This window comes from Nocardia sp. NPDC003963 (genome assembly GCF_053605105.1).
Map to the genome: position 1 here is coordinate 1 of NZ_JBSGIP010000107.1, position 4,091 is coordinate 4,091.

The following is a 4,091-nucleotide window of genomic DNA, read 5'->3' on the forward strand; positions in this document are numbered from 1 at the left end:
TGCGTATCCAGCGCAGCGGCCAACCGCGCCGCGACCTGGGTCGCGATCAGCGAATTACCACCGAGCGCGAAGAAATCGTCATCGGCGCCGACCCGCTCGACACCGAGCACCTCGGCGAACACTCCCGCGACGATCTCCTCGATCGGCGTCGACGGAGACCGGAACTCCCGGGTCTCGAATACCGGCGCGGGCAACGCCTTACGATCCAATTTGCCCGAGGTGTTCAACGGGAACGCATCCAGGACCACCACCGCGGCCGGAACCATATAGACCGGCAGTACCTCACGCAGCGCATCCAGCAGCAGCGGGGAAACAACCTCTGCCCCGGGCGCAGGCACCACATAGGCCACCAGCTGCTCACCCAGATCCGAAGCAGCGACCGTCACCACAGCCTGGCTCACCACCGACTGCGCCAACACGGCCGATTCGATCTCACCCAGCTCGATCCGCTGACCACGGAACTTCACCTGGAAATCGGTACGACCCAAATACTCCAGCACCGGCCGAGCATCAGCATGCGAATCGGTCCGGACCCAGCGCACCAGGTCACCGGTGCGATACATCCGCTGTCCCTTGTCGAACGGGCTCGCCACGAAGCGGTCCGCGGACAGGTCGGGACGGGTCACATAACCACGCGCCAGCTGATCACCCGCCAGATACAACTCACCCACCACACCGGCAGGTACCGGCCGCAACCGCGAATCCAACACATACACGCGTGAATTCCACTGCGGCACACCGATCGGCACACTCACGGTCTCATCACCCGTGGCCTGCCAATACGTGATCGACACAGCGGCCTCGGTCGGACCATAGAGATTGTGCACCGCGGCATCGGAGATCGCGTGCATCGCGGTCACCGTTTCCGGGGGCAGGGCTTCACCGATCACGAAGACGTGCTCGAGACTCGGGATCGTGCCCGCGGCAGTATGCGCGGCAAATACGCTCAGCATCGACGGTACGAAATCGGTCACCGTCACCTGCCGCTCGGCAATGATCCGAGCCAGGTACTCCGTATCCCGGTGACCGTCCGGGGTGGCCACCACCAGATGCGCGCCCGCCGCCAACGGCAGGAAATAACCCCACAGCGACACATCGAAGGTCGTCGCGGTCTTCTGGAGGTACACATCGGATTCGCCGAGCGGGTACTCCGCCAGCATCCACGCGACCTGATTACCGATCGCCGAATGCGCGACAGCCACACCCTTCGGACGGCCGGTCGAACCCGATGTGAAGATCACATACGCGGTATTCGAGGGCCGCAGCGGCGCCGACCGATCGACGTCGACGACCGCGGCCGCGGCATACCCCGACACATCCAGAGTGTCCAACGCCAGCACCGGAACACCGGTGTCCGACGGCACCGCGGCCGAATCGGCCGTCGTGGTCAGCACACACAGCGGTGAAGCCGTGTCCAGGATGTAGCCGATCCGCTCGGCCGGATGCGCCGGGTCCAGCGGCACATACGCACCACCGGCCGCCACCACCGCATACATACCGACGACCAGATCCAGCGACCGCGACACCAGCAGCCCGACCAGTGTCTCCGGGCCGACACCCTGCGCGATCAGGTGCCGCGCCAACTGATTCACCCGACCCGCGAACTCGCCATAGGACAGACTCGTCCCCTCGAACGAAATCGCCACCCGATCCGGGTGAGCGGCAGCAGCGGCATCGAACCCGTCCAGCAGAAGTCCCACCGCGGCAGGGCGTTCGGTGGCGTTCCACTCCGCCAGCACCTCGGTGCGCTCCACCGGCGCGAGGATTTCCAGATCGCCGACCGCGGTCTCCGGCGCGGCCACGATCTCCCGCAGCAACCGCGCGAACCGGTCGGCGAATCCCGCGACCGTGGCCCGGTCGAACAACGCCGTCGCGTAGGTCAGATAGCCGTCGACTCCCCGCGGGACACCCGATTCGTCGTAGGTGTCACCGAGGATGAGGTTCAGATCGAACTGGGAGATCTCGGAATCGAATTCCACGCCCGAGACCGTCAGACCGGGCAGTTCCAGAACCGACGCGGCCAAGTTCTGGAAGGTCAGCCCCACCTGGAACAACGGATGCCGCGATTGCGAACGCGCGGGATTGAGTACCTCCACCAGCCGCTCGAACGGCACATCCGCATGCGCGAACGCCGCGATATCGGTTTCCCGCTGCCGCCGGAGCAGACCGGTGAACGATTCCCCGCGATCCAGTTCGGTCCGGAACACCAGGGTGTTCACGAACATACCGATCAGGTTGTCCAGGGCGGCTTCGCCACGGCCGGCGACCGGGGTGCCCACGGTGACGTCGTCGCTGTTCGACAACCGTGACAACAGCACCGCGAGTGCCGAATGCACGACCATGAACAAGGTCGCGTTCTGCTGTTTTGCGACCCGCACCAATCCGGCATGGGTTTCGGCGTCGACGGAAACACGGACACGGCTGCCCGCGAACGACTGGACGGCCGGACGCGGCCGGTCGGTGGGCAGTTCCAGCTGATCCGGTACCCCGGCCAGCATCGACCGCCAGTACCCGACCTGCTTCGCCGCGGGTGATTCCGGATCGGCTTCATCGCCGAGTACGGCCCGCTGCCAGATGCTGTAGTCGGCGTACTGCACCGGCAACGGCGCCCAGCCCGGGATTTCTCCGGCCGACCGGGTGGCATAGGCGGTCATCACGTCCCGGGTCAGCGGGCCCACCGAGGAACCGTCACCGGCGATGTGATGGATGACCATCGCCAGCACGAACTCATCGGTCGCAGTGTCGATATCGGTACCGGGTGCCTCCTCGACACGCAGCAGCGCCACCCGCAACGGCACCTCGGCCGTCACATCGAAACCGGCCGACGCCAACTCCGCCACCGCCGCCACGACCTCACCGGCAGCCACCGAACGCACCTGCAAACGCGGCGCGGCGTCCCCGACCGGCAACACCACCTGCACCGGACCCGATTCGGTCTCCGGATACACCGTCCGCAACACCTCGTGCCGCGCCACCAGATCCCCGACCGCCGCCCGCAGCGCTTCCACATCCAGCGCACCCGACAACCGGATCGCCATCGGCAGGTTGTACGCCGCGGAACCCTGATCGAACCGGTTCAGGAACCACATCCGCTGCTGCGCCAGCGACAACGGCACCGCGTCCACGACCTCACCCGACGCGGTCACCCGCGTCGGACGCGGCTGCGGCACCAGTGCCGCACGAGCACCGGAACCGGCCTGCTCCTGGATACGCGCGGCCAACGCGGAAACCGTGGCAGCCTCGAACAACAGCCGCACCGGCACCGTACTGTCCAGCGCAGCGCCGAGACGCGCCGCGACCTGGGTCGCGATCAGCGAATTACCGCCGAGAGCGAAGAAGTCGTCGTCGGCACCGACCCGCTCGACACCGAGCACGTCGGCGAAGACTCCGGCGACGATCTCCTCGATCGGCGTCGACGGGGCACGGAACTCCCGGGTCTCGAATACCGGCGCGGGCAGAGCTTTGCGATCCAGCTTGCCCGAGGTGTTCAACGGGAACGCGTCCAGTACGACCACCGCGGCCGGAACCATATAGACCGGCAGTACCTCACGCAGCGCATCCAGCAGCAGCGGGGAAACAACCTCTTCGCCGGGCGCCGGCACCACGTAGGCCACCAGTTGCTCACCCAGATCCGAAGCCGCCACCGTGACCACAGCCTGGCTCACCACCGGCTGCGCCAACACGGCCGACTCGATTTCACCCAGCTCGATCCGCTGACCACGGAACTTCACCTGGAAATCGGTACGACCCAGATACTCCAACACCGGAACGAACTCGGAACGGCCGTCGACCATCGACTCGACACGACTCCACCGCACCAGGTCACCGGTGCGGTACATCCGCCGACCCGCATCGAACGGACTCGCCACGAACCGATCCGAGCTCAGATCCGGACGCGTCACATAACCGCGCGCCAGCTGATCACCCGCGAGATACAGCTCACCCACCACACCCGGAGCGACGGGCTGCAGCCGCGAATCGAGCACGTACACGCGCGAATTCCACTGCGGCACACCGATCGGCACACTCACGGTCTCATCACCCGTGGCCTGCCAATACGTGATCGACACAGCGGCCTCGGTCGGACCATA

At 66.1% G+C, this 4,091-nt stretch carries 1 protein-coding gene; it reads right to left on the reverse strand.

Annotated elements, in window-relative coordinates; all coding sequences use genetic code 11:
• Positions 1–4,091, reverse strand: a 4,091-nt coding sequence (locus ACWEWT_RS38495) for an amino acid adenylation domain-containing protein (RefSeq protein ID WP_452565888.1), incomplete at both ends; no start/stop codon positions are given.